Source organism: Oleiphilus sp. HI0117 (assembly GCF_001635235.1).
The window spans coordinates 1-5,196 of record NZ_LWGA01000959.1; the positions used below are offsets into that span (position 1 = coordinate 1).

Below are 5,196 nucleotides of genomic sequence, written 5' to 3' on the forward strand. Positions count from 1 at the left end.
GCACCGATTGAGGGCTATCGACCTAGAAATGAAAGTTGATACCCCTCTACAAGCCACGGCAGACGGGGGCTTCAGAGGTTTTTGCAATATATGGAGGCAAAATCCCTAGGACCCCGTTCAGAGAGAATTCGAGGATTTTCTCCAATGTGGTCGGCTAGAGTATGGCTTTTTGCGTGTGCGCTGTGAAGACTGTCATCACGAGCGTTTGGTCGCTTTCAGCTGCAAACGGCGTGGTTTCTGCCCCAGCTGCGGTGCCCGCCGGATGGTGGAGAGTGCCGCACTTTTGGTGGATGAAGTATTTCCCGCAGAGCCTATTCGCCAATGGGTGCTGAGTTTTCCTTTCCAGTTGCGCTTTTTGCTGGCCCGTTACCCGGAGCTGATGGGCAAGGTCTTGAGCATCGTTTACCGTATACTCTCAACCCATCTGATTAAGAAAGCGGGTTTTACCAAGGCTACGGCACAAAGTGGATCGGTAACGCTCATCCAACGCTTTGGCTCCGCGCTGAATCTGAATGTACACTACCACATGCTGTTTCTCGACGGGATTTACACCGAAGACGGCCATGGTAAACAGCGCTTCCATCGGGTCAAAGCGCCGACCCACGATGAGCTGAATACCCTCGTTCACACCCTTAGCCACCGCATAGCTCGCTGCCTGGAAAAGCAAGGGCTACTCGAGCGAGATGTCGAAAATACCTGGTTGACATTGGAAGAGGGCGAGGAGGATACGCTCACCCAATTACACGGCCATTCGGTCACTTACCGCATTGCCACCGGCCCCCAGCAGGGGCGCAAGGTCTTTACTCTGCAAACTTTACCGGGGCGAGAAGATAAGGCTGATGCTAGCAGCCGAGTAGCCAACCACGCAGGGTTCTCCTTGCACGCTGGCGTGATGGCCGAAGCGCATCAGCGAGATAAGCTTGAGCGCCTGTGTCGCTATATCAGTCGGCCAGCGATCTCGGAAAAGCGTCTGGCATTGACCGCCAATGGACAAATCCGCTACGAGCTCAAAACCCCTTACCGCAATGGCACTACGCATGTGATCTTCGAACCACTGGATTTCATTGCCAAGCTAGCGGCTTTGGTACCCAAGCCTAGGGTCAACCTTACTCGATTCCACGGGCTTTTTGCACCGAACAGCAAACACCGCGTTCAAGTAACACCCGCTAAGCGGGGCAAAAAGCCCGATCAATCGGAAGGTCTCGATACTGACTGGTGTGACAAGAGCCCTGCAGAGCGCCACCGCGCTATGACCTGGATGCAACGACTCAAGCGTGTTTTTACCATCGACATCGAGGTCTGTGAACACTGCGGTGGCCAAGTCAAAGTGATTGCAAGCATTGAAGACCCGAAGGTGATTGAGCTGATTCTTAATTACCTCAGGCAGAAAGCCGCTAAGGTTGACGCTGCCAAACAGCACGAATTGCCGCCAGAGCGAGCCCCGCCACTGACTCCCAGCCTGTTCGACCCATCGCAGACTCGCCTATTTAATTGACGCTCCTAAGTTCTCAATCCATGCACTGTCAGCCTTTGCGGCAGGCCGGTGGGGCAACTGTCGGCTAGAGATCCATTCGCCAGGCACTTTTCGGTCAAATCGACCAAAATACGACCTGCTTTGGGCGCTGTGAAGCTAAATTCTGGGGCTTAGGCAATAAAAATGAGCAGCAATTTCGGGTATGATACTTCAGCTTAGGGGTGAAAAGGTGCTTTATACTTCCTATACCCACAATATCGGTGGGGCTGCGGCTGTCGAGCCACAGGCGAATGTCGGGGGCGGGCAAGTTTTCTTTGTCGAGCCAGTCGGTGAGCAGTTGCACCCACGCGCCGGTGACACGCATTGCGGTTGCCATTGGGCCCCCTCGAAATCCATTGTGGCGTATATTGTCAAAAAATAGGCGTATTTCGTCAATTGCTGATTAAAAAATAGGCGTAAAGTGAGTGTATTGCGTAATCGCGCTAACAACACTACCGACATAACAACGAGGCGATGCATGAATATCTCCCAGTGGTTTGACGAACTTTGGCTCACTAGCGGTTTGCCGCAACTGCTCGCTCTTGCGCCCGACTGGCTGGCACTGGATACGCGCCAACTTATCTTTGTGATCGCCACGCCGTTTTTCATTGGCGTGTTCGCGTGGGAGTTTTTGCGCATTCGCAATAATCCCGTACTGGTGGATGTGCGTGAATCGGTGCGTAATTTTATGCTCGGTGCCGGCTACCAAATTACCGAGCTGCTTTTCGCAGGGCTGATTTCCTTTCCTGTGTATGCGTTTGTGTACTATCACCGCGTGGCAGACATCGAGCTAACATGGGTCACCGGGATTGCGCTGTGGTTTCTGGTGGATTTGTGTTTTTACTGGATGCACAGAAGCTCTCACCGCGTACGTTGGTTTTGGGCTGCCCATGTGACGCATCACTCGTCTGAGCGAATGAACTTCTCTACGGCGATGCGCCAAAACGCCACCAATATTTTTAACGGCGGCTGGCTGTTTTATTTGCCGCTGGCATGGGTGGGCTTTAATCCGGTGTGGATTGGCATTTGTTATGCGTTGTCGTTGGTCTATCAGTTCTTCATTCACACGACATTGGTGGGCAAGTTGCATCCGGTAATCGAGTTTATTTTCAATACGCCTAGCCACCACCGTGTGCATCATGCGCGCAATCCAGAATACATCGATAGAAACTACGGCGGCGTGTTCATTATTTACGATCGCCTGTTTGGAACTTTCGTCGAAGAGCGAGAAACGCTGCCAGTGGAATACGGCATTACGCGCCCGGTTTATAGCAATAACTTGATCGTCAATTGGTGCCATGAGTACCGCGATATGTTTCGTGACATGGCCCGCAAAGGGGGCTTATGGAAGCGTTTGCAGCATCTCTGGATGCCGCCTGAATGGCAACGACCCGAGGCGGAAAAACGGTCGCAAGCCCAACCGCACGATGACACTGCGGCAGAGGTAGGGAAACGCTAGCGGACATGACAGCAACGGCACAGGCGACGTATTATCGAAGGATCTTGATACGTTGTGTGTGCCCATGACTAGCCCGTTTGATCAACAACATATTCAACAGCATTGGCAGCCGCTGAATTGGCGTGCATTTGACCCGCTTGATGAGGCCAGCCAGCGCTATATTCGCTATTACGGTCTTGATTTCGCCGATGCGTTGCCGGCGTTGTCTCATGGTTTTGGTTATTTTGACGCCGCAGGGCATCGTGTCTCTGTGCATGCTTGGCGGCCAGAAAATCCGCGCGGCACCGTGCTGGTGTGTCACGGGTATTTTGACCATGTTGGTTTGTACCGCCATATTATTGGCCACGTGCTATCGCTGGGGTATGCGGTGCTTGCTTATGATCTGCCAGGTCATGGATTAAGCTCCGGCGCGCGCGCGGTGATCGATGATTTTCGTACCTACCGCGAAGTCATGGAAAACTGCCTCGCATTGGCAGAGAACCATTTGCCAAAACCTTGGCATGTCATCGCACAAAGTACCGGGGGTGCGATAGTGATGGATTATTTGCTGAGTTTTTCCCCGGAAAAAACCTTCCCGTTTGAGCGCGCTATTCTGCTTGCGCCGTTAGTGCGCCCATTTCGTTGGCCGTTTGTGAAGTGGCTACATACCGCAATCAGTCCGTTCGCGAAACAAATTAAACGTGTTTTCTCGATTAACTCCGGAGACAGCGAGTTTCTCGATTTTCTCGAAAATCATGACCCACTTCAGCCGCGCCATGTGCCTGCACAATGGGTTGGCGCACTGAAAAAATGGTTGCCGCATTTTCTCAAAAATTCACCGGTGACCTTTAGTCCAGTCGTCATACAAGGCGACAGTGATGAAACGGTAGACTGGCGGTTTAATCTTAGTGTTATTCGTGAAAAATTTACTGACCCACAGATTCATATGCTGACCGGCGCGCGCCATCATCTGGCTAACGAGCACAGCAATTATCGAAAAGAAATCTTCGCCATTATTGACCGGTATTTGGCGTAGTCATGGCGTTAATAATTAAGGAATGATATGCGCGGTAGGGTGGGGATTGTAATAACAAAATTAAGTGTCGGCATATTGGTGCTTCTGATCGGCACACACGCTTATGCGGACATCCATTATCGTTGCATGCTTAACGAAGAAGAGCGCATTGTCTCTGTGATTTATGGCCAACAAAATGGCGTGCCGCCCTGTGAAGTGCGTTATCAAAAAGACGGTGACGAACAGGTGCTATGGCGCACTCGCACGGAGCAAGATTTTTGTGCCCGTAAAGCCGCCGCGTTTGTTCAGCAGCTAGAAAATTGGCATTGGCTTTGTAAGCAACACGACACCACCCAAGCGGTGCAGCCGATGGTGAGTGAGCAGCCAGTACCGCCGAGATATCTTGCCTATCAACAGCAGCATGCACTTGCGCAAACGTTGGCAGCGGCAGCAGCGATGAAAATGGAAGTGATGTCTTATCGTTATCAGTATGGTCGTTGGCCAGCGGAGATCGACGATTTGGGTTATACCGATGCGCAAATGAAAACCAGCACGATGATTCGTGATATGCGGATTACCCGCGGTGGGGTGATTCGTGTCTTAGCGGCAGAAAAGCTCGGTGAGCATGCGGCGGTGGTATTGACCCCAGTTGACGTGCTGGGTGGGCAAAGTATTGAGTGGCGCTGCGAGACAAATGTCTCGGTATCCGGCGACTTATGTCGTTACCAAGAAGGCGCATCGTTTTACCGTTAGCCGCGTGGCCCCCTTTGTGTGGAAAAATTAGCGAAGCGGTGCACGTTTACTTGCGGTATTGACCTGCTATGCTCAAATAACGGTGGCCGTAATGCGTGTGAGGTGTTGCCATGCACAGCATTAAACAAAAAGTGACAACGCGCTGGCGCGACATGAAGCATGCGCTCCATTGGTGGGGTATTGCGCATTTAGCTAGCCCATTAAAAGGCGAGATCGCGTTGAGCCGATTTTTAGCCTATTACCACCTTGAGCGTGAAGACATCATTGCGCGCGCGCATCAACAGGCCGCGTTATTTGCCAATGATCACGGTAGCGATTGCCGCGATTTGTAATAGTAACCACAGAGTTTGCGTCCCGACTTGAAAACGCGAAATAGTGGTAATCCCCCGGATCACAATAGGGATAACCGCCACAGCGCAAATGAAATACCCGATCGATAGCGGAATACCCAGCAAGGCATGTAAAGCCGATGCGAGA

5 protein-coding genes and 1 pseudogene are annotated in these 5,196 nt (G+C 51.9%); 5 read left to right on the forward strand and 1 reads right to left on the reverse strand.

Going from position 1 to position 5,196, the window contains the following annotated elements:
• Positions 1-115: 115 nt before the first annotated feature.
• A pseudogene (locus tag A3757_RS17155) lies at positions 116-1,495 on the forward strand (IS91 family transposase); the annotation flags it as partial.
• Between the two features lie 94 nt (positions 1,496-1,589).
• Here A3757_RS17155 and A3757_RS27675 read toward each other — a convergent pair.
• Positions 1,590-1,850: a hypothetical protein gene (locus A3757_RS27675; RefSeq protein WP_068553683.1), complete on the reverse strand. Its 261-nt coding sequence runs from the start codon at positions 1,848-1,850 to the stop codon at positions 1,590-1,592.
• Positions 1,851-1,991: 141 nt separating this feature from the next.
• Between A3757_RS27675 and A3757_RS17165 the strand changes: the two genes are divergently transcribed.
• The 4 genes from A3757_RS17165 to A3757_RS25810 all read left to right on the forward strand — a co-directional run bounded on the left by A3757_RS17165 (position 1,992) and on the right by A3757_RS25810 (position 5,051).
• Positions 1,992-2,972, forward strand: a complete 981-nt coding sequence (locus A3757_RS17165; protein ID WP_068510539.1) for a sterol desaturase family protein — start codon at positions 1,992-1,994, stop codon at positions 2,970-2,972.
• Positions 2,973-3,036: 64 nt separating this feature from the next.
• The gene (locus A3757_RS17170; RefSeq protein WP_068510537.1) at positions 3,037-3,987 is read left to right on the forward strand and encodes an alpha/beta hydrolase; all 951 of its coding nucleotides are present in this window, start codon (positions 3,037-3,039) and stop codon (positions 3,985-3,987) included.
• Between the two features lie 27 nt (positions 3,988-4,014).
• Entirely contained in the window at positions 4,015-4,719 is a 705-nt protein-coding gene (locus A3757_RS17175; protein WP_068510535.1) for a hypothetical protein, read from the forward strand.
• A gap of 110 nt (positions 4,720-4,829) precedes the next feature.
• Positions 4,830-5,051 carry a hypothetical protein gene (locus tag A3757_RS25810; RefSeq protein ID WP_068510533.1) on the forward strand — a complete coding sequence of 74 codons (222 nt, stop codon included), beginning with the start codon at positions 4,830-4,832 and terminating at the stop codon, positions 5,049-5,051.
• Positions 5,052-5,196: the final 145 nt, after the last annotated feature.